Source organism: uncultured Xylophilus sp. (assembly GCA_913776965.1).
Classification (GTDB): domain Bacteria; phylum Pseudomonadota; class Gammaproteobacteria; order Burkholderiales; family Burkholderiaceae_C; genus Xylophilus.
In genome coordinates, this window is sequence record CAJYQL010000079.1 from 18,711 (window position 1) to 39,070 (window position 20,360).

General features: G+C 68.2%; 17 protein-coding genes. 10 read left to right on the forward strand and 7 right to left on the reverse strand.

Annotation, left to right across the window (positions count from 1 at the left end; genetic code table 11):
• Positions 1 to 66: 66 nt before the first annotated feature.
• Genes trmB through QZ500_RS11980 form a run of 4 tightly spaced genes read right to left on the reverse strand, consistent with a single transcriptional unit; the run spans position 67 to position 3,830 of the window.
• Entirely contained in the window at positions 67 to 783 is a 717-nt protein-coding gene (gene trmB, locus QZ500_RS11965; protein ID WP_295855585.1) for a tRNA (guanosine(46)-N7)-methyltransferase TrmB, read from the reverse strand.
• On the reverse strand, positions 780 to 1,745 hold the full coding sequence (gene gluQRS, locus QZ500_RS11970; RefSeq protein WP_295855587.1) for a tRNA glutamyl-Q(34) synthetase GluQRS: 966 nt from the start codon (positions 1,743 to 1,745) through the stop codon (positions 780 to 782). Before gluQRS ends, trmB begins: the two co-directional genes overlap by 4 nt.
• Positions 1,746 to 1,747: 2 nt before the next feature.
• Entirely contained in the window at positions 1,748 to 2,824 is a 1,077-nt protein-coding gene (locus tag QZ500_RS11975) for an FAD-dependent oxidoreductase (protein WP_295855589.1), read from the reverse strand.
• Positions 2,825 to 2,861: 37 nt separating this feature from the next.
• Positions 2,862 to 3,830: a LysR family transcriptional regulator gene (locus QZ500_RS11980; RefSeq protein ID WP_295855592.1), complete on the reverse strand. Its 969-nt coding sequence runs from the start codon at positions 3,828 to 3,830 to the stop codon at positions 2,862 to 2,864.
• Between the two features lie 200 nt (positions 3,831 to 4,030).
• Between QZ500_RS11980 and QZ500_RS11985 the strand changes: the two genes are divergently transcribed.
• Genes QZ500_RS11985 through QZ500_RS11995 form a run of 3 tightly spaced genes read left to right on the forward strand, consistent with a single transcriptional unit; the run spans position 4,031 to position 5,975 of the window.
• A complete protein-coding gene (locus QZ500_RS11985; protein ID WP_295855593.1) occupies positions 4,031 to 4,471 on the forward strand; it encodes a DoxX family protein in 441 nt (146 codons plus the stop codon).
• A 56-nt stretch (positions 4,472 to 4,527) separates the two neighbouring features.
• Positions 4,528 to 5,082, forward strand: coding sequence for a flavodoxin family protein (locus QZ500_RS11990; RefSeq protein ID WP_295855595.1), 555 nt, complete (start codon positions 4,528 to 4,530; stop codon positions 5,080 to 5,082).
• A 14-nt stretch (positions 5,083 to 5,096) separates the two neighbouring features.
• Positions 5,097 to 5,975, forward strand: coding sequence for a pirin family protein (locus QZ500_RS11995; RefSeq protein ID WP_295855598.1), 879 nt, complete (start codon positions 5,097 to 5,099; stop codon positions 5,973 to 5,975).
• 49 nt (positions 5,976 to 6,024) lie between these two features.
• On the opposite strand, the gene QZ500_RS12000 is transcribed toward QZ500_RS11995, so the two are convergent.
• Entirely contained in the window at positions 6,025 to 6,786 is a 762-nt protein-coding gene (locus tag QZ500_RS12000; protein ID WP_295855600.1) for a sulfurtransferase, read from the reverse strand.
• A gap of 85 nt (positions 6,787 to 6,871) precedes the next feature.
• On the opposite strand from QZ500_RS12000, the gene dnaE reads away from it, so the two are divergent.
• The 3 genes from dnaE to clpA all read left to right on the forward strand — a co-directional run bounded on the left by dnaE (position 6,872) and on the right by clpA (position 13,249).
• Positions 6,872 to 10,387 (forward strand): DNA polymerase III subunit alpha, encoded by a 3,516-nt coding sequence (gene dnaE / locus QZ500_RS12005; protein ID WP_295855601.1) that lies wholly within the window; start codon positions 6,872 to 6,874, stop codon positions 10,385 to 10,387.
• A gap of 87 nt (positions 10,388 to 10,474) precedes the next feature.
• Positions 10,475 to 10,849: an ATP-dependent Clp protease adapter ClpS gene (gene clpS / locus QZ500_RS12010; protein WP_295855603.1), complete on the forward strand. Its 375-nt coding sequence runs from the start codon at positions 10,475 to 10,477 to the stop codon at positions 10,847 to 10,849.
• A 60-nt stretch (positions 10,850 to 10,909) separates the two neighbouring features.
• Positions 10,910 to 13,249, forward strand: coding sequence for an ATP-dependent Clp protease ATP-binding subunit ClpA (gene clpA, locus QZ500_RS12015; RefSeq protein WP_295855605.1), 2,340 nt, complete (start codon positions 10,910 to 10,912; stop codon positions 13,247 to 13,249).
• 116 nt (positions 13,250 to 13,365) lie between these two features.
• Here clpA and QZ500_RS12020 read toward each other — a convergent pair whose 3' ends face one another.
• Positions 13,366 to 14,688, reverse strand: a complete 1,323-nt coding sequence (locus QZ500_RS12020; protein ID WP_295855606.1) for a lytic murein transglycosylase — start codon at positions 14,686 to 14,688, stop codon at positions 13,366 to 13,368.
• Positions 14,689 to 14,797: 109 nt separating this feature from the next.
• On the opposite strand from QZ500_RS12020, the gene cls reads away from it, so the two are divergent.
• The 3 genes from cls (at position 14,798) to QZ500_RS12035 (ending at position 19,039) form a co-directional block, all read left to right on the forward strand.
• The gene (gene cls, locus QZ500_RS12025; RefSeq protein WP_295855608.1) at positions 14,798 to 16,246 is read left to right on the forward strand and encodes a cardiolipin synthase; all 1,449 of its coding nucleotides are present in this window, start codon (positions 14,798 to 14,800) and stop codon (positions 16,244 to 16,246) included.
• Between the two features lie 69 nt (positions 16,247 to 16,315).
• Positions 16,316 to 17,755 carry an exodeoxyribonuclease I gene (gene sbcB, locus QZ500_RS12030; protein WP_295855610.1) on the forward strand — a complete coding sequence of 480 codons (1,440 nt, stop codon included), beginning with the start codon at positions 16,316 to 16,318 and terminating at the stop codon, positions 17,753 to 17,755.
• Positions 17,756 to 17,803: 48 nt separating this feature from the next.
• Positions 17,804 to 19,039 carry a cystathionine gamma-synthase family protein gene (locus QZ500_RS12035; RefSeq protein WP_295855612.1) on the forward strand — a complete coding sequence of 412 codons (1,236 nt, stop codon included), beginning with the start codon at positions 17,804 to 17,806 and terminating at the stop codon, positions 19,037 to 19,039.
• Positions 19,040 to 19,087: 48 nt separating this feature from the next.
• On the opposite strand, the gene QZ500_RS12040 is transcribed toward QZ500_RS12035, so the two are convergent.
• The gene (locus QZ500_RS12040) at positions 19,088 to 19,297 is read right to left on the reverse strand and encodes a hypothetical protein (protein ID WP_295855614.1); all 210 of its coding nucleotides are present in this window, start codon (positions 19,295 to 19,297) and stop codon (positions 19,088 to 19,090) included.
• Positions 19,298 to 19,522: 225 nt separating this feature from the next.
• Here QZ500_RS12040 and QZ500_RS12045 point away from each other — a divergent pair, with 225 nt between their 5' ends.
• The gene (locus QZ500_RS12045) at positions 19,523 to 20,359 is read left to right on the forward strand and encodes an NAD-dependent protein deacetylase (RefSeq protein ID WP_295855616.1); all 837 of its coding nucleotides are present in this window, start codon (positions 19,523 to 19,525) and stop codon (positions 20,357 to 20,359) included.
• Position 20,360 lies beyond the last annotated feature (1 nt).

Genomic DNA, 20,360 nt, shown 5'->3' on the forward strand with positions numbered 1-20,360 from the left:
GATGTCATGCGTTCCCGGGGGCCGCAAGTAGGCAGGTGCTAACGTGGTAATAGCTCTGCCACAGATTCAGATCCGGCGGAAAACCAGATCCCAGACTCCGTGGCCGAGCCGAATCCCGCGGTTCTCGAATTTCGTCAGCGGCCGGTAGGCCGGGCGGGGCGCGAAGTCCGCCGCGGTGTTGCGCAGGGTCGGCTCCGCGCTGATGACTTCGAGCATCTGCTGGGCATAGGGCTCCCAGTCGGTGGCGCAGTGCAGGTAGCCGCCGGTCTGCAGGCGGGAAGCCAGACGCGCGATCAGCGGCGGCTGCACCAGGCGCCGCTTGTGGTGGCGCGTCTTGTGCCACGGGTCGGGGAAGAACAGGTGCACGCCCGCGAGCGTGCCGGGCGTCAGCATGTGGTCGATTACCTCGACCGCATCGTGCCGCAGGATGCGGATGTTGGTCAGGCCCTGCTCGCCGATCCGCTTGAGCAGCGCGCCGACGCCCGCCTCGTGGACTTCGCAGCAGAGAAAGTTGGTCTCGGGCATCAGCGAGGCGATGTGCGCCGTCGCGTCGCCCATGCCGAAGCCGATCTCCAGCACCGTCGGCGCAGTGCGGCCGAAGGCCGCGGTCAGGTCGAGCGGTTCCGGGCGGTACGGCAGCAGGAAGCGCGGGCCGAATTCCTCGAAGGCGCGGGCCTGCCCGGCGGTGGTGCGGCCGGCGCGCAGCACGTAGCTCTTGATCGCCTTCGGATGGGGGACGGATGCGGGGGCGCCGGTAGCGCCGGAGGGAGTGGTGTCGGTCACGGCCGGGATTGTAGGAGCCGCTGCCAGGCGGGAAGCCAACCGGCCAGCAGGGCGTCCGGCCCGTCGCCCGGTGCTCCGTCGGGCAGACCCAGCACCTGCGCGGCCGCCCGCAGGGCCGCGGCCGGACGGCCGGTATCGATCGCCGGCGCGCCGGTCTGCTTCGACAGCTTGTCGCCGTGTGCGTCGAGCACCAGCGGCGTGTGCAGGTAGCGCGGCGTCGGCAGCCCGAGCGCCCGCTGCAGCAGGATCTGGCGAGGCGTGTTGTCGAGCAGGTCGGCTCCCCGCACCACGTCGGTCACGCCCTGCAGGCCGTCGTCCACCACCACCGCGAGCTGGTAGGCCCACAGGCCGTCGGCGCGGAGCAGGACGAAGTCGCCGACCTCGGCTTCCACGTCCTGCGTCTGCGGGCCGCACAGGCGGTCGCTCCAGCGCAGCTCGGACAAATCAGCGCGTGCTATTGAATCGATAGCTGGCTGCGCTTGCCCCGCCTGCGCAAAGTGGCTGTAGACGTCTGCATCGGTCCGCAGGCGCCAGGCCCGCGGCGGCTTGCCGTGCAGGCCGGTGCGGCAGGTGCCGGGATAGGGCAGGGCAGCACCGCGCCGGCGACTTATGCCGCGGGCGGCCTGCGCGTCCTCGATGTCCCGGCGCGAACAGCCGCAGGGATAGGCGAGGCCATCCGCCAGCAGCCGGTCCAGGGCTTCCCGGTAGTGGTGGCCGCGTGCCGACTGGCGGACCGGCGCCGCATCCGGCCGCAAACCGCAGGCGGCGAGCTGGGCGGCGATCACCTCAGCCGCGCCGGCGACGCAGCGGGGCGTATCCACGTCCTCGATCCGCACCAACCAGGTGCCGCCGTGCGCCCGCGCATCGAGCCAGCTCGCGAGTGCGGCGACCAGCGAGCCCGCATGCAGCGGCCCGGTCGGCGACGGCGCGAAACGGCCGACGTAGCCGGCGCCGCCTGCCATGCTCAGATCACCGCCAGAGCGAGCTCCAGGCCCGACACGAAGGCGTCCTCCACCCGGTGGCCGATGCACCAGTCGCCGCAGGCGCCCAGCCCGGCCGAGGCGTCCCACAGGTGGGAACGGCCCGCCGGCTGCGTCGTCTTGGCATGCAGCCACAGCCGCACCGCGGCATGGCCGGCCGTCGCACGTATGCCGGTCACTTCGGCGAAGGCGCGCAGCATCTTGTCGCGCACCCGGTCGGGCGTGTCGTGGCGGTGCTCCTCCGACCAGACCTCGCTCGCCTGGACGGTCCAGCGTTCGATCCGCTCGCGGCCGGGCTTGGAGGATTCGCGTGCCAGCCAGGCGATGCGGTGGTGGGTGCTGCGCGCGGCGTTCCACTGCGGCCCGAGGGTCACCACGCCCGGCTGCGACGCCTGCGGAAACGCGAGCATCAATGTCCAGCAGGGCGCCATCGTCGCCGGTTCCACCTGCTGCGCGAGCGCGGCGGCGCCCGGGTCGGCGTCGGCCGCCTGCAGCAAGGCGGCGGCCTGCGGTGCGGGCAGTGCCAGCAGCACGGTATCGAAGCCGGCATGGACCGGCGTGGCACCGTCGGTGCGCAGCTGCCAACGGCGGCGGTCCAGCGTGTCGCGCTCCAGGGCGGTCACCGCGGTCCCGGTGTACAGCCGGCCCGCGGCCGCCAGGGGTGCGGCCCAGAGCTGCGGCAAGGCGGCCATGCCGGGCACGGCGACCCAGTGCGGCTTGCGCGGCGGCAGGCCGGCGGCGGCCACGCGGCCCTGCGGGTCGAGCACCCGGACGGTGGTGGCGCTCCAGGGCCGGCAGCCGGCGCCGGTCGCCTCCAGCGCCAGTGCGAAGCGCTTGTCGCGCACGGTGAAGTACTGGGCGCCGCTGTCGAATCCACCGTAGGGCGAGGTTTCCGTCGCCATCCGGCCGCCGACCGCCGCGTCGGCTTCGAAAACCGTGACGTCGTGGCCGGCCTGCACGAGCGTACGTGCGCAGGCGATGCCGGCTATGCCGGCACCGACGATGGCGATGCGGGACGCGGGCCGGGGTGCTTTCGGACGCGGGGCGGGGGGCAGCGGCATGGAAGTCTCCTCGAATGGATGGACGGTCGGTGCCACTCTACCGCGCGGGCGCTGCGGGAAGCCCCGGATGGCCGGCGCGGTCGTTCTCCAGCAGGGCGCAGCGGGTGGCGGGCCGCTCAAGCTGGTCGAGCCACCACTGCAGCGCGCGTCCCCGGCTGCCGTCGCCGGCGCGCCAGACATAGCTCACCCGGAACGGCCGGATCGGCTGCTCCAGCCGGCGCAGCACCAGCCGGCCCGCGGCCAGGTGCGCCCGGACCATCGGCTCCGGCATCGAGCCGACGCCCAGCCCGCGCAGCAGTGCCTCCAGCTTGGCCTGCAGCGTCGGCACCGTCAGCACGTCCTGGCCGTCGAGCAGGCCGATGGTCACGCCGCCGCCGCGCTGTACCGAGTCCGCCACCGCCACCGCCCGGTGGCGGCGCAGGGCCTCGGCACCGAGCGGCTCCGCCTCCTGCGCCAGCGGATGGAACGGGGCCATCACCTGTACGAAGGTCGTCGAGCCGAGCGGCAGCATCTGCAGTCCGGCAGCCGGCGCGATGACGGCGCCCACGCCGATCGCCAGATCGGCTTGGCCGGACGTGAGCGCCTCCAGCGTGCCGCTCAGCGTCTCGTCGCGCAGCTTGAGCCGTGTCGGCGGCGACTGCGCGAAGAACGCTTCGGCCAGGTCGAATAGGGCGTCGCGCCGGATCAGCCCGTCGGCGGCGATGGTCAGTTGCGGCTCCCAGCCGGTGGCGACCCGCTTGACCCGGTTGGCCACCGCGTCGATCTCGGCCAGCAGCCGGTTGCCTTCGCGCAGCAGTTCGGCGCCGGCGGCGGTCAGCCGTGCCTGCCGGGAGCTGCGGTCGAACAGCAGCACGTCGAGCGCGTCCTCGATCTGGCGCACCCGGTAGGTGAGGGCGCTCGGGACCTGCCCGGCCTTGCGCGCGGCGGCGGCGAAGCTGCCTTCGCTGGCGATGCGCTGCAGCATCGCCAGGGCGTCGGGCGTGAGCACGTCGCGTGCGTTTTGCATGCCGGAGGTCCTGTCGTTCGAAAAGATCGAATGCTGCCATCAATCGGCGCGACGGCGTGCGCCGGTTTGCGCGCCTACAGTCCGGGCCAGCACTGCGCCGCGGTCGCCGATTTCGTTACGCAGCTCCGCGCGCCGGTCGTTACGGTCGGCCCTGCGGCCGCAACCGGTCGTCCCCTTATTCATCCATCGTCGGAGTTTCCATGTCCACCACCACCGTGATCGCCACGCCCGTCACCACCGGCCAGAACCTGTCCGTCCTCGTGGGCCGCCTGCTGCTCGCCGCGCTGTTCCTGCCGGCCGGCGTCGGCAAGATCGCCGGGTTCGCCGGCACCGTGGGCTACATCACCTCCAAGGGCCTGCCGATGCCCGAGGTCGCGGCGGTCGTTGCGATTCTGGTCGAGGTGCTCGGCGGGCTGGCGCTGATCGCCGGCTTCAAGACCCGGTATGCGGCCCTGGCGCTCGCCGTGTTCACCGCTGTCGCGACCTTCTTCTTCCACAACTTCTGGGCCGTGCCCGAGGCGCAGAAGATGACCCAGCAGCTGATGTTCTTCAAGAACGTCGCGGTCGTCGGCGGCCTGCTGGTGCTGGCCGCCTGGGGCGCCGGCGCCTTCAGCGTCGATGCCAAGCGCCCGGCCGCCTGACCGGCCGCAGTCCCTGTTCCCATCCCTGTCACTGTCCCACTCCCAGAACGATCGCCATGACCACCACCATCGTCGTCTTCCATTCCGGCTACGGCCACACCCAGCGTCTCGCCCAGGCCGTGGCCGAAGGCGCCAACGCCGAACTGCTCGCCATCGATGCCGAGGGCAACCTGCCCGAAGGCGGCTGGGAGCGCCTGGCCGCAGCCGACGCGATCATCTTCGGCACGCCGACCTACATGGGCGCCGCGAGCTGGCAGTTCAAGAAATTCGCCGATGCGTCGTCCAAGCCCTGGTTCTCGCGTGCCTGGCAGGACAAGGTGTTCGGCGGCTTCACCAACAGCGCCAGCCTGAACGGCGACAAGCAGAACACGCTGGTGTCCCTCGTCACCCTGGCGGCGCAGCACGGCGGCATCTGGGTGAGCCTCGGCATGTTGCCCAGCAACGCCAAGGCGGCCGACCGCAACGATCCGAACAACCTGGGCGGCTCGATCGGCGCGCTGGCGCAGAGCCCGTCGGACGCGAGCGTCGCCGAGATGCTGCCGGGCGACCTGGAGACCGGCCGCCGCTACGGCGCCCGGGTGGCCGAGGTCGCCGCCAAGCTGCGCGGCTGAGGCCCGGTACCGCCATGCCGCCGCTGCTGACCCTGACGCCCCGCGAGCACGATCTCGGCGGCGGTTTCCACGTGCGGCGGGCGTTGCCGGCTGCTGCCCGGCGCGCCGTCGGGCCGTTCGTCTTTTTCGACCACTTCGGCCCCGCCGAGGAACGGCCGGGCGAACTGCACGACGTGCGGCCGCATCCGCACATCGGCTTGGCGACCGTGACCTATCTCTACGAAGGAGCGATCCATCACCGCGACAGCATCGGCTCCGACCAGGTGATCGAGCCCGGCGCGGTCAACTGGATGAGCGCCGGCCGCGGCATCGTGCACTCCGAGCGGCGGCCGGACCATCTGCAGCAGACGGTGTACTGCAACCACGGCCTGCAGCTCTGGGCGGCGCTGCCCGAGTCCGACGAGGAATCGGCGCCGTCGTTCACCCACGTCGCCGCGGCCGACATCCCGGCGCTGGAGATCGGCGGCGCGCGTGTGCGGGTGCTGATCGGCGAGGCCTACGGCGTGCGCTCGCCGGTGCCGGCGGCCGCGGGAACGGTGTTCCTGGACATCCAGCTCGACGCAGGCGCCACCCTGGACCTGCCGGCGCTCGCCGAGGAGCTGGCCGTCTACCCGGTCGACGGCCGCGTGGAGGTGGACGGCACGGCGGTCGACGCCGCCACGATGGCGGTGATCGACGGGGCGGCGACGGTCGCCGCAGCCGCACCGGTGCGGCTTGCGGTCATCGGCGGCCGGGCGCTCGGTGCGCACCGCTACCTCTGGTGGAATTTCGTTTCGACCCGCAAGGAACGGATCGCCCAGGCGGCCCGCGACTGGGCGGCCGATGCGATGGGCCAGGTACCGGGCGACATCGAGGAGCGCATTCCGCTGCCCGACCGGCCGTTACCGGGCTGAATTCGGAAGCAAAAGTGCCGTTAGCGCCCGTACCGCCTGCGCAATCAGCTCACTTTTCGATAGCAGACACTTCGCCTTCCGGTGCGGCGGCGAGCGACGGGTCCAGCGTGCGGCGCTCGTCGAACACGAAGCAGTTGCCGCGGTAGTGCGGGCCGCCGGTCTCCTCGAAGTATTTGAGGATGCCGCCTTCGAGCTGGAACACGTTCTGCACCCCTTCCTCGGCCATCAGGATCGCCGCCTTCTCGCAGCGGATGCCGCCGGTGCAGAAGCTCACCACCGTCTTGCCGGCCAGTTCCTCGCGGTGGGCCCGCAGCGCGGCGGGGAAATCGGTGAACTTGCCGATCCGCCAGTCGATTGCGCCCTCGAAGGTGCCGCAGTCCACCTCGAAGGCGTTGCGGGTGTCGAGCGTCACCACCGGACGGCCGTCGTCGTCGTGGCCCTGGCCGAGCCAGCGCGCCAGGGTCGCCGGCGCGACGGCCGGGGCACGGCCGGCGGACGGGCGGATCGTGGGATGGTCCATCCGGATGATTTCCCGCTTCACCTTCACCAGCATCTTGCGGAACGGCTGGCTGTCGGACCAGCTTTCCTTGGGCACGAGCGGCGCGAAACGGTCGTCCGCCCGCAGGTCGTCGACGAAGCCGCGGACCGCGTCGGCCGGGCCCGCCAGAAACAGGTTGATGCCTTCCTCGGCCAGCAGGATGGTGCCCTTGAGGCCGCGCGCCGTGGCGCGGCCGTGCAGCAGCGGGCGGAGGTCGGCGGCGTCCGGCAGCGGGACGAACAGGTAGGCGGAGATGTTGAGGACGGGTTCCACGGAGACGGTCGGCACGTTCGGTAAAGACGGGGAGGGCGGTCGATGGCGGCCCCGAAGGGCGGCGGGGGCGTTTCTACAATGGCGCATGTTCGTTCACCTGCGCCTCCATACCGAATTCTCCGTCGTCGACGGTACCAACCGCATCGACGACGTCGTCCAGGCCGCGGCGGCCGACGGCCAGCCCGCTCTGGCGATCACCGACCTGAGCAACCTGTTCGGCGCGATCAAGTTCTACCGCGAAGCCCGCGGCAAGGGCGTCAAGCCGCTGATCGGCGCCGAAATCTTCCTCGAGGGCCTCGGCCAGGACCCGCTGGCACTGTCGCGCATCGTGCTGCTGGTGCAAAGCCACCACGGCTACCTGAACCTGTCGGAAATCCTGGCGCGTGCCTGGACCCGCAACGTGGTCAAGGCGCAGGCAGTGGTCAAGCTGGACTGGCTGCGCGAGCTGAACGAGGGGCTGATCGTGCTGTCCGGCGCCCACGCCGGCCCGGTCGGCCAGGCGCTGGGGCGGCACGACACGACCGGCGCGTCCGACGCGGCGCTGCTGCTCGCCGGCATCTTCCCACACCGCTTCTACCTGGAACTGCAGCGCGCCGGCCGCGCCGACGACGAGCGCCAGGTGGTCGCCACGGTCGAGCTGGCCGTCCGGCTGCACCTGCCGGTCGCCGCGACGCATCCGGTGCAGTTCGCCACCGCCGACGACTACGAGGCGCACGAAGCCCGCGTCTGCATCGCCGAGGGCGAGATCCTGGGCAACCAGCGCCGGGTGCGCAAATTCACCCGCGAGCAGTATTTCAAGCCCGCTGCCGAGATGGAGCGGCTGTTCGCCGATGTGCCGAGCGCCATCGCCAACACGGTCGAGATCGCCAAGCGCTGCAACCTGGTGTTCGACCTCGGCAAGCCGCAGCTGCCGGATTTTCCGACCCCCGGCGGCATCCCCATCGCCGACCACTTCCGCGCCACGTCCTTCGAGGGCCTGGAAGAACGCCTCGCCCACCTGTTCCCGGACCCGGCGAAGCGCGATGCCGAACGCACGCGCTATGCCGAGCGGCTGGAATTCGAGATCGGCGTGATCCTGAAGATGGGCTTCCCCGGCTACTTCCTGATCGTGGGCGACTTCATCCAGTGGGCCAAGGCCAACGGTTGCCCGGTCGGACCGGGCCGGGGGTCGGGCGCCGGCTCGCTGGTCGCCTACGCGCTCAAGATCACCGACCTGGACCCGCTGGAATTCAACTTGCTGTTCGAACGGTTCCTGAACCCGGAACGGGTGTCGATGCCCGACTTCGACATCGATTTCTGCCAAAGCAACCGCGACCGGGTGATCGACTACGTCAAGGACAAGTACGGCAAAAACGCGGTGAGCCAGATCGCCACCTTCGGCACGCTGGCCGCCAAGGCGGCGATCCGCGACGTCGGGCGGGTGATGGACATGAGCTACACCTTCTGCGACGGCATCTCGAAGATGGTGCCGGCCAAGCCCGGCATGTCGTACACGCTCGCCTATCCGCCGGAGAACAAGAAGCCGGGCGACAAGAACAACTACGCGCTGGAGCTGGAGCCGGCCCTTTACGAGCGGGTGCGCAAGGAAGAGGAGGTCCGCACGCTGATCGAGATGGCGCAGAAGCTCGAGGGCCTGACCCGCAACATCGGCATGCACGCCGGCGGCGTGCTGATCGCCCCGGGCAAGCTGACCGATTTCTGCCCGCTCTACCAGCAGCCGGGCAGCGAGTCGGCGGTCAGCCAATACGACAAGGACGACGTGGAGGCGATCGGCCTGGTGAAGTTCGACTTCCTGGGGCTCGCCACGCTGACGATCCTGGAGATCGCCAAGGAATTCATCGTCCAGCGGCACAAGGGCCAGGAACATTTCGCCTACGAGAACGTGGCGCTCGACGACGCGCGCACCTACAAGCTGTTCGCCGACGGCAAGACCGAGGCAGTGTTCCAGTTCGAATCCCGCGGCATGCAAGGCATGCTGAAGGACGCGCGGCCGACCCGGCTGGAAGACCTGATCGCGCTGAACGCACTGTACCGCCCGGGTCCGATGGACCTGATCCCCAGCTTCGTCGCCCGCAAGCACGGCAAGGAGGAGGTGGAGTACCCGCATCCGCTGGTCGCCGACATGCTGTCGGAGACCTACGGGATCATGGTCTACCAGGAACAGGTCATGCAGACCGCGCAGATCCTGGGCGGCTACAGCCTCGGCGGCGCCGACCTGCTGCGCCGCGCGATGGGCAAGAAGAAGGCCGAGGAAATGGCCAAGCACCGCGAGATCTTCCGGGAGGGTGCCGCGAAGAACGGCCTGTCCACCGAGAAGGCCGACGAGGTGTTCGACCTGATGGAGAAGTTCGCGGGCTACGGCTTCAACAAGTCGCACGCCGCTGCCTATTCGCTGCTGGCGTATCACACCGGCTGGTTGAAGGTCCACTACACCGCCGAGTTCTTCTGCGCCAACATGACGGTGGAAATGGACGACACCGACAAGCTGAAGGTGCTGTGCGAAGACGCTAAGAAGAATTTCGGCCTGAGTTTCGAGCCGCCGGACGTCAACCGCGGCCACTACCGCTTCGAGCCGGTCACGGACAAGGTGATCCGCTACGGCCTCGGTGCGGTCAAGGGCACCGGCCAGCAGGCGATCGAGGCGATCGTCGCCGCCCGCTGCGACGGCGGCCCGTTCTCCAGCCTCTACGACTTCTGCTGCCGGGTCGACCGCAAGGCAGTCAACAAGCGCACGGTCGAGGCGCTGATCAAGGCGGGCGCCTTCGACGCGATCCAGCTCAACCGGGCCGCGCTGGTCGCGTCCATCGACCGCGCCTTCGAATTCGCCGGTACCTGCGAGGCGAATGCCAACCAGGGCGGCCTGTTCGACATGATGGGTGACGACACTCACGGCTCCAGCACGCAGGAGCCCGAACTGGTGGAGACCACGCCCTGGGGCGTGAAGGAGCGCCTGACGCTGGAGAAGACGGCCGTCGGCTTCTACCTGTCGGGTCACCTATTCGACGAGGTGTCCCGCGAGGTGCGCCGCTTCGTGCGCCGGCAGATCGACGAGCTGATCGACAGCCGCGAACCGCAGACGCTGGCCGGCATAGTCAGCGACATGCGGATCATCAACGGCCAGCGCGGCAAGCTGGCGATCTTCAAGCTCGACGACACCTCCGGCACGATCGAGGCGACCGCCGACGAGGCGGTGATGACCGCCGCCCGCAACACCCTGAAGGACGACGAACTGGTGATCGTCACCGGCCGGCTGCAGCCTGGCCGCGGCGGCTTCGATGCGCGCTTCGTGGTGACGCAGGTGTCCGATCTGGCGACGGCACGCTGCCGCTTCGGCAAGTTCCTGCGCGTCGCGGTCAACGGCCGGGCGCCCGACATCCAGCGATTGGTGCGCGATTTCCCGCCGGTGCGGGAAGTGTCGGAAGAGGGCGAACTGGTGCGCGGCCTGGAAGTGCGGCTGTCGGTGCGCCGCGAGGCCGGCGACATGGAGATCGGCGTGGACTTGAAGCTCGACGACCGCGCCCGCTTCTATCCGACCGATGCGGCGCTGGCCGGCTGGATGGCGCAGGCCCATGGCGGGCAGGCGGCGATCGTCTACGAATGAGCCGCAGGGGTCGGCCCGCCACCTTGAACGCAACGGCGACCGGCCCATCTGTGACAACTGCTGCAGCGCGGAAATCCCGTCGATAGAATGAATTCCATGGCCACCCAGATTCCCTCCAAACCGCCCGTCGCCCCGGTCAAGCCGGTGGCGCCCGGCTCCGACGACGGCGGCTCCGTCGTGATGGAGCGGCGGACGCAGAAGGTGCAGCCGCCGTCGCTCTACCAGGTCGTGATGCTGAACGACGACTTCACGCCGATGGAATTCGTGATCGTCGTGATCCAGGAGTTCTTCGGCAAGGACCGCGAGGCCGCGACGCAGATCATGCTGAAGATCCATCTCGACGGCAAAGGGGTCTGTGGGGTCTATTCCCGCGACGTGGCCGCCACCAAGGTCGACCAGGTCATGGAGGCGGCGCAGAAATCAGGGCATCCCCTGCAATGCGTGAGTGAACCGGTTGAATAAAAACGGCTCCAACCCCACTTACAGGCCATATCTCTTTACCGCTAGGCAAAAGGAAATCTCATGATTGCCCAGGAATTGGAAGTCAGTCTGCACATGGCCTTCGTGGAAGCGCGTCAGCAACGCCACGAGTTCATCACCGTCGAACACCTTTTGCTCGCCCTGCTGGACAACCCGAGCGCCGCCGAAGTGCTGCGTGCCTGCTCGGCCAACATCGACGACCTGCGCAAGTCGCTCGGCAACTTCATCAAGGACAACACGCCGCAGGTGGCGGGGACCGACGAGGTCGATACCCAGCCGACCCTCGGCTTCCAGCGCGTCATCCAGCGCGCGATCATGCACGTGCAGTCCACCGGCAACGGCAAGAAGGAAGTCACCGGCGCGAACGTGCTGGTGGCGATCTTCGGCGAGAAGGATTCGCACGCGGTGTACTACCTCCACCAGCAGGGCGTGACCCGGCTGGACGTGGTCAACTTCATCGCCCACGGCATCAAGAAGGGCGAGCCGCCGGAACCCACCAAGTCCGGCGAGCCCCAGGCCGAGCAGGAAGAGGGCGGCGGCGAAAAGAACGAGAAAGCCTCGCCGCTCGAGCAGTTCACCGTCAACCTGAACGCCCAGGCCAAGGAAGGCAAGATCGATCCGCTGATCGGCCGCGAGTACGAGGTCGAACGTGTCATTCAGATCCTCTGCCGCCGGCGTAAGAACAACCCGCTGCTGGTCGGCGAGGCTGGCGTCGGCAAGACCGCGATCGCCGAGGGCCTGGCCTGGCGCATCGTCCAGAAGGACGTGCCGGAGATCCTGGCCGAGTCTCAGGTTTATTCGCTCGACATGGGCGCACTGCTGGCCGGCACCAAGTACCGCGGCGATTTCGAGCAGCGTCTGAAGGGCGTGCTCAAGTCGCTCAAGGACAAGCCGAACGCGGTGCTGTTCATCGACGAGATCCACACGCTGATCGGCGCCGGCGCGGCGTCGGGCGGCACGCTGGACGCGTCCAACCTGCTGAAGCCGGCGCTCTCGAGCGGCCAGCTGAAGTGCATCGGCGCGACGACATTCACCGAATACCGCGGAATCTTCGAGAAGGACGCGGCCCTCTCCCGCCGCTTCCAGAAGGTGGACGTGGTCGAGCCGACCGTGCCGGAGACGATCGAGATCCTGAAGGGCCTGAAGTCGCGCTTCGAGGAGCACCACAGCGTCAAGTACGCCGTGGCGGCGCTGCAGGCGGCGGCCGAGCTGTCGGCGAAGTACATCAACGACCGCCATCTGCCCGACAAGGCGATCGACGTGATCGACGAAGCCGGTGCCGCCCAGCGTATCCTCGCGCCGTCGAAGCGCAAGAAGACCATCGGCAAGACCGAGGTCGAGGAGATCGTGGCGAAGATCGCGCGCATCCCGCCGGCCAACGTCAGCAACGACGACCGCAGCAAGCTGCAGACGATCGAGCGCGACCTGAAGAGCGTGGTGTTCGGCCAGGACAAGGCGCTGGAAGTGCTGGCGTCGTCGGTCAAGATGGCCCGCTCGGGCCTGGGCAAGGGCGACAAGCCGATCGGCGCGTTCCTGTTCAGCGGCCCGACCGGCGTCGGCAAGACCGAGGCGGCCAAGCAGCTCGCCTACATCATGGGCATCGAGCTGATCCGGTTCGACATGTCGGAGTACATGGAGCGCCATGCGGTGTCGCGCCTGATCGGTGCGCCTCCGGGCTATGTCGGTTTCGACCAGGGCGGCCTGCTGACCGAGGCGGTGACGAAGAAGCCGCATGCGGTGCTGCTGCTCGACGAAATCGAGAAGGCGCATCCGGATATCTTCAACGTGCTGCTGCAGGTCATGGACCACGGAACGCTGACGGACAACAACGGCCGCAAGGCCGACTTCCGCAACGTCATCCTGATCATGACGACCAACGCTGGCGCCGAGACGATGAACAAGGCGACGATCGGCTTCACCAACCCGCGTGCCGCGGGCGACGAGATGGCCGACATCAAGCGGCTGTTCACGCCCGAGTTCCGCAACCGGCTGGACGCGATCGTCAACTTCAAACCGCTCGACGAGCAGATCATCCTGCGGGTGGTGGACAAGTTCCTGCTGCAGCTGGAGACGCAGCTCGGCGAGAAGAAGGTGGAAGTCACCTTCACCGATGCGCTGCGCAAGCACTTGGCGAAGAAGGGCTTCGATCCGCTGATGGGCGCGCGGCCGATGCAGCGCCTGATCCAGGACACGATCCGTCGTGCGCTGGCCGACGAGTTGCTGTTCGGCCGCCTGATCGACGGCGGTCGCCTGACGGTCGACCTGGAGACCAAGGAAGGCGCGACCGAGCCGGAAGTGCTGCTTGACATCACGCCGCTGCCAAAGCGCGACCGGTCGGCCAAGTCGGAGCCGGCCGAGCCTGAAGAGCTGGCGGCGGACTGATCGTCCGGCGTCGGTGCCTGATAGAAAAAGCCCGGGATGGCGACATCCCGGGCTTTTTCTTTTGTTTCACTATTTTTTCTATAGCAAGAAATGCAGGCAGTACGGGCGCGAGAGGGCTATTGGGCTCGTAAGCGCTCCAGCAGCTCGCTGCTCGGGTAGCCATCGGCGGGCAACCCTGCCGCGCGCTGGTACTGGCGCACGGCATCGCGCGTGGCGGGTCCGATGAGGCCGTCGGGCGTGCCGGCCGGATGGCCGCGTTCGGCCAGCAACGCCTGCATCTCGCGCACCTGGCTGCGCGACAGGGTGCCACTGTCCCGCGGCCATGCCCCGCGCACGCCCTCGCCCCCGTCGATGCGGTCGGACAGCACGCCGACCGCCAGCGCATAGCTGGTCGAATTGTTGTAGCGCAGGATCGCGCGGAAGTTCGGCCCGACGAGGAACGCCGGCCCGCGTGCACCGGCCGGCAGCAGGACGGCAGCATCGGTCAGCGATGGGGGCAGGGCGCTGCCGTCGATGCGCCGCACGCCCTCTGCCGACCAGGCCGCGGCGGGCTGCCGGATCGCCATGTCGGCCCGCCCGTAGTCGAAGGACGTAGGCAGCTGCACTTCGACGCCCCAGGGCTGCACCGACTGCCAGCCGGCGCGCGCCAGGTAGTTTGCGGTGGACGCGAGCACGTCGGGCATGCTGCCCCAGATGTCGCGGCGTCCGTCGCCGTCGGCATCGACCGCGTAGGCCAGGAAACTCGACGGCAGGAACTGCGTGTGGCCCATCGCGCCGGCCCACGAACCGCGCATGTGCTCGCGGTCGATGTCACCGTTGTCGATGATCTTCAGGGCGGCCAGCAGTTCGCCGCGCGCCCAGTCGCGCCGCCGGCCGTCGTAGGCGAGCGTCGCGAGCGCATCGACCGTCCGCAGGTCGCCGAAATTGCTGCCGTAGTTGCTCTCCATGCCCCAGATCCCGGCGATGGTTGAGGCCGGAACCCCGTACCGGGCGGCGGCACGGTCGGCCTCGGGCCGCACCTGGCGCAGCTTCTCGCGGCCGTTTGCCACGCGCTGTGGCGACACGGCACTGTCGAGGTAGGTCCAGACGGCACGGGTGAATTCCGGCTGGCTGCGGTCGCGCTCGATCACCACCGGCAGATACTGCGCAGAGTCGAGTGCATCGCGCAGCGTCGCTTCGCGGATGCCCTGGGCGCGCGCCTCGGCACGAAACGTGTCGCGCCAGGCGGCGAAACCGCGCGTGGGATCGGCGGACGATAGCTCCGGCTCTGCGGCGACCGGCGTGCTGCTGGTGGGCAGTGAAGGCTGCGGAACGGTGGTGACGGCCGGTGGCGTGGCGGAGGGTCGCGGCGGCGGAGCGTTGGCACAGCCGACGAGTAGCGCGGCAGCAGCAGCAACGGGCAGCAGGGATGTGTGGTGGAGCAGGGAGCGTGCGGGCATCGCGGCATTGTCTGCGCGCCCGCCCGCCGATCGGCAACGTCCGGTGACCGCCGGTCGCCACGACGGGGCCGGACCCTAGAATGCCCGTCCCCCCGCAACCGAGCTGGATGTGCCCGACCTTCCCGTCCTGCCCGACGCCGTCAAGACCGCGATCTCCTTCGCCTGGACCGGCTATATCGCGGTGCTGACCGTCTGGATCGTGCTGCAGAAGCGCTCGCCGCTGTCGACGCTCAGCTGGCTCCTCTCGCTCGCCTGGCTCCCGATCCTCGGCTTCGTCATCTACTACTTCTTCGGCCCGCAGCGGATGCGCCGTCAGCGGCTCAAGCGCATCCGCAGCCATGCCAGCCTGTTCGCGAAGGCTGACCTCGACCGGCTGAAAGCCCAGTTCTCGCACGCACCCGAACAGCTGCGGCAGCTGGCAGAGCTCGGGCAGGCGGCCTGCGACCTGCCGGTCGCCACGGCCTCGGATGTGTCGCTGCTGGTCGGCGGCGGGCAGACCTTCAATGCCATCTTCGACGCGATCCGTGCGGCGCGCCGCCACGTTCATCTGGAGTACTACATCTTCGAGCCAGACAAGATCGGCACCGCGCTGCGCGACCTGCTGATCCGCAAATGCGGGGAAGGTGTGGAGGTCCGCCTGCTGGTGGATGCGCTGGGGTCCAAGCAGCTCGGTGCCCGCTTTCTTGCGCCGCTGAAGGAGGCCGGCGCCGAGGTGGGGCTGTTCCACAACACCCGGATCGGCCGCAGGCTGCGGCCGGTCATCAACTTCCGTACCCACCGCAAGATCGTGGTGTGCGACGGCAGCGTCGGCTTCACCGGCGGACTCAACATCACCGACGACGAGGACGAGCGGACCCGGCCGGACGCCTACCACGACGTGCATCTGCGCCTCGAAGGCAACGTGGTGCGCTGGCTGCAGACCGTATTTCTGGAGGACTGGGCGTATGCGACCCGCGAGCGCAAGCACCGCACGGCGGAAGATTTCGCGTGCCTGCTGCCGCCGCCCGCACCGGGCACCCATCCGGTGCAGATCGTGGCCTCCGGACCCGACAGCGAACGCGAAGCCATCCACCGGATGATCGTCGCGGCCATCCATTTCTCGACCGAGCGGGTGTGGATCACCACACCCTATTTCGTGCCGGGGCCGCCGACGCTGATGGCGCTGACGAATGCGGCGATGCGCGGCGTGGACGTCCGCATCCTGGTGCCGCGCCGCAGCGACTCCCTGATCGTCAGCGCCGCGGCCCGTTCGTACTTCGACGACCTGATCGATGCGGGCGTCAAGGTCTGGGAGTACGGGGCGCGCATGCTGCATTCCAAGACGATGCTCGTGGACGACGCGGTCGGGATGGTCGGCACCGCGAACTTCGACAACCGCAGTTTCCGGCTGAACTACGAGATCTCTGCATTTGCCTACGGCCCGGTGCTTACCGTACCGCTGGGCGCGCAGTTCGAGCGCGACCTGCGCAAATCGGTCCGTGTCGAGGCGAACCGCCGGCTACCCGCCTGGCAGCGCCTGGCGGATGCGACCTGCCGCTTGTTTTCGCCCCTGCTGTAGAGACCCCGCCGCGCCAGCCGGCATACTTGCCGGCCCGACCGTCTTTTCGATTCCTCCGCGATCCGCCGCATGCGTACTTTTCTCTGGCACGACTACGAAACCTTCGGTGCCGTTCCGCGCCGCGACCGGCCGGCGCAGTTCGCCGCGATCCGGACCGACGAGGCATTGAACGAGATCGGCGAGCCGATGATGCTGTACTGCCGGCCGGCCTCCGACTTCCTGCCGGAGCCAGAGGCCTGCCTGCTGACCGGCATCACCCCGCAGGTGTGCCTGGAGCACGGCGTTCCCGAGCATGTGTTCGCGGCCCGCATCGAACAGGCCTTCTCCGAACCGGGCACCATCGGCGTGGGCTACAACACGATCCGCTTCGACGACGAAGTCACCCGCTTCCTGTTCTGGCGCAACCTGATCGATCCCTACGCCCGCGAATGGCAGAACGACTGCAGCCGCTGGGATCTGCTCGACGTGGTGCGCCTCACCTATGCACTGCGGCCCGACGGCATCGCGTGGCCGCGCAAGGCGGACGGCAGCCCGAGCCTGAAACTGGAAGACCTGGCGCGGGCCAACGGATTGCTGCACGACGCGGCGCACGATGCGCTGTCGGACGTGCGGGCGACCATCGCACTGGCGCGGCTGATCCGCGATCGGCAGCCGCGCCTGTTCGACTTCGCGCTCGGGTTGCGCAAGAAGGACCGGGTCGCGGCCGAACTCGGTCTGCCGGCCACACTGCAGACCGCCCGGCCGTTCCTGCATGTCTCGGGCATGTTCCCGTCGGACCGCGGTTGCCTGGGAGTCATGTGGCCGCTGGCGCAACATCCGACCAACCGCAACGAGATCCTGGCCTGGGACCTGGCGCACGACCCGTCCGAACTGGCCAACCTGTCGCCCGACGAGGTGCGCACGCGGCTGTTCAGCCGCAGCGCCGATCTGCCAGAAGGCGTGGCCCGGTTGCCGGTCAAGGGCATTCACCTCAACAAGTCGCCGATGGTGGTGGGTAACCTGCGCACCCTGACACCGGCGATGGCCGAGCGCTGGAAGATCGACCTGGACCAGGCGGCGCGCCATGCCGAGAAGGCGCGCGCCCTACCGGACCTGTCGTCGCTGTGGGCCGAGGTATACCGCCGGCCCGAGGCCGACAGCGCGCGCGACGTGGACGAGGATCTCTACGGCGGGTTCGTCGGCGATGCCGACCGTCGCCGGATGGCAGGATTGCGCGCCATGGTGCCCGAGGCCCTGGCCACCGCCCGCACCGGGTTCGACGACCCGCGGCTGCAGGAACTGCTCTTCCGCTACCGCGCACGCAATTTCCCCGGCACCCTGTCGGAAGAAGAAGCCGAGCGCTGGGAGGCGCATCGCGCCGCACGTTTGCTGGAAGGCGAGGGCGGTGCCCTGTCGGTGGACAGCTATTTCGCGCGGATCGACACGCTGGGCGAGACGGCGGACGAGCGCGGAGAGGCGATCCTGGGCGCGCTCTACGACTATGCCGAGGCGATCGTGCCTGCCGGCTGAGCGGCTGCGGCCACGTTCTCCATCACTTCACCTTCACGAGTCTCCACCATGAAGACCTCCCGCGGATTCACCACCGACATCGTCCACGCCGACTGGGCCTTCGGCGGCGCACAAGGCGGGGTACACCAGCCGGTGCATACCTCCACGCAGTACGGCTTCGACAAAGTCGAAGACCTGATCGGCGTGTTCCAGGGCACGCTGAAGGGCGCCTACAACTACGCGCGGCAGGGCACACCGACGACGGCTGCGCTGGAAGCGCAGCTCACCCGGATGGAGGGAGGCGTCGGCACCGTCACGTTCGCCACAGGCATGGCAGCGATCGCGGCTCTGTTCTTCACGCTGCTGCGCGCAGGTGACCATCTCGTGTCGAGCCGGTTCGTGTTCGGCAATACCAATAGCGTGCTCGACACGATCGGCGGCCTGGGCATCGCGGTCAGCAAGGTCGATGTGACCGACGTCGACCGCGTGGCGGAAGCCCTGCGGCCGGAGACACGCATGGTGTTCGTGGAGACGGTCGCCAACCCGGGCACCCAGGTGCCCGACCTAGCCGCGATCGGCGCGCTCTGTGCGGAGCGCGGCATTTTGTTCGTGGTGGACAACACGGTCATGTCGCCGGCGCTGTTCAAGCCGGCCGCGGTACAAGCAGGTCTGGTGATGCATTCGTTGACCAAGACGATCGCCGGTCACGGCCAGGCACTCGGCGGTGCAATCATCGATACGGGCTTGTACGACTGGTCGGCATTTCCCAATATCGCGGAGGCGTATCGCAAGGGCGATCCACGGCAGTGGGGACTGACCCAACTCCGCAAGAAAGGCCTGAGGGACCTGGGCGCCACCTTGTCAGCGCAGCACGCGCATGCCATCGCGGTGGGCGCAGAGACGCTGGCGCTTCGGACCGACTACGCCAGCCGGAATGCATTGGCGATTGCGCAGTTTCTGGAAGGTCACTCGGCGGTGGCGAAGGTGCACTATCCGATGCTCCCGTCGCATCATCAGCATGCACGGGCTGCGGAGTGGTTCAAGGCAGGTTCCTGGCTGCTGTCCTTCGAGTTGAAGCATGCGGAGGATTGTCTGCCTTTCATTAACCGCTTGAAGTTGCCGGTGAAAGCGACCGGTTTGGCGGATACCCGGAGTTTGGTCATTCCGGTTGCCCACACCATTTTCTGGGAAGCCGGAGCGTCGGTGCGGGCCGACATGGGGATTGCGGACGGCCTAGTCCGCTATTCGGTGGGATTGGAAGACCTCGATGATCTGATCGCAGATCTCGGACAGGCCCTCGGTTGATCTTCCAATGGCGGTGCAGGACGTTCGATACGTCCCAGAGTCTTTTTCTCAGGTCGCCCAGCGCTTGACGGGCTTGCGGTCGAGCGTGATCTCGACGGCTTTCTGCAGCACTGGACGGCCGGACGCGTCGGTGTCCACCATGGCTTCCAAGCCGATGTCACGGACCTCGGCGCCCGTCTTGATTTCGAGCTCGGCAAGCACTGCGCCGATGGCCTTCTGTGCTTCCACGACGGCCGGGGGGGTAGCGATTGAGTTCATGGTAGATGACGTCCTTTAGGGATTTGACGCAGATTTTTGAACGACCGCATGCCCAGCCTGTCAGTCGGTCAGGGCATTCGGGCGTGGGACGGCGCCTGCTGACCACGTCTGTGTTTTGCCGGCCCGCTCACCCTCGAGCGTGGGCGGTATTTACGGTCGCAGCTATGAAATCGATAGCTTACGGGTTGATGCAGGGCAGGGCGGCCGGCTCGGTAGGCTTGACCCATGTCCTCTGACCCGCACGCCTTGGCCGCATTTCTGGCGCCGTACCGCCGCTGGTTTGTCCTGACGGGGGCTGGTTGCAGCACAGAGTCCGGCATTCCCGACTATCGCGACGACAACGGCGCGTGGAAGCGCGCGCAGCCGGTCACGTTCCAGGCGTTCACCGAGGACGAGACCGTTCGGCGACGGTACTGGGCGCGCAGTTTGGTCGGCTGGCGGACCATGGGCCAGGCGCGTCCAGGTCCATCGCATTACGCGCTGGCGCGCCTCGAAGCCGTCGATCGTGTTCGTTTCTTGCTGACGCAGAACGTCGATGGGCTTCATCAGGCGGCGGGAAGCCGCAATGTGATTGATCTGCACGGCCGCATCGACACCGTGCGCTGTCTGGCATGCGAAACCCGCATCCCCCGAGCCGACCTGCAAGCCGAACTGCTGCGCCGCAACCCTGTCTGGGGGACGCTGGAAGCGGGAGTCGCTCCAGATGGGGATGCGGACTTGGAGCATCACGACTTCGCTGGCTTCGACGTACCTGGTTGTCCTTCATGTGGCACCGGTATGCTCAAACCGGACGTCGTCTTTTTCGGTGAGAGCGTGCCGAAGGAGCGGGTCGCCGCCGCCCGCGAAGCGCTGGCAGAAGCCGATGCCGTCTTGGTCGCCGGGTCGTCGTTGATGATCTATTCGGGGTTCCGCTTTGTCCAAGCAGCCGTGGCCCAAGGGATCCCGATAGTCGCAGTGAATCGCGGGAGAACGCGGGCGGATGATTTGATGGCGATGAAGGTGCAAGAAGGCTGTGGTGTGGCGCTGACGGCGTTGGCAGATCAGCTTACTGCGGTGCTGTAGA